Source organism: Vibrio sp. 2134-1 (genome assembly GCF_033339495.1).
In genome coordinates this window covers 1-518 of the sequence record NZ_JAWOUS010000960.1, presented here as the reverse complement: position 1 = coordinate 518, position 518 = coordinate 1, and the positions used below count along the sequence as shown (strand labels likewise).

The window sequence follows — 518 nt, the reverse complement described above, 5'->3', positions numbered from 1 at the left end:
TACTTGCGAGTGATCTTCTACATCCCACCATATGTTGCCTCGTTTCACGAAACAGCTTTTGCTTTGTGACGCTAATGTATAAGAAAGACCCGCATTCGCGACGTTTTCTTGCCAAACATCTTTGGAAAATACGAAGTAACGGTCGCCACGACGAAGCCACATTTCCTTGCCTTCAATAAACATACTTGCTCCTGCAATTAGAGCATTAATGGCGTCATCGTCCATATTTTGCAAGCTTTCTAGTAGCTCGTCACCTTCTTCGTTGTCACGCTCTTTAATGTGCATGTACTGAGCAAGTTTAGGACGCAACTCGGGATACTTTTCAACATAGCGCGCCGCGTAAGTACCGCCACCCGGGTGAATTAATCCACTACGCGAGAACCAACGCGGCGTTAATTGCGTTCCCTTACAAATAGCACGAGTAAATACTAGAGGTTCAGTAATTAGAGGGCTGAGAGGTAATTTCCCTCGACATGTATTCGCCAAGCTGTAGAGCTGCTGAATATCCTTCAAAGGAT

The 518-nt window shown here is 45.4% G+C and carries 1 protein-coding gene; it reads right to left on the bottom strand.

Annotated elements, in window-relative coordinates:
* The coding region (locus R7R78_RS29485) for a DUF3404 domain-containing protein (protein WP_225475008.1) at window positions 1–518 on the bottom strand (518 nt) is incomplete at both ends.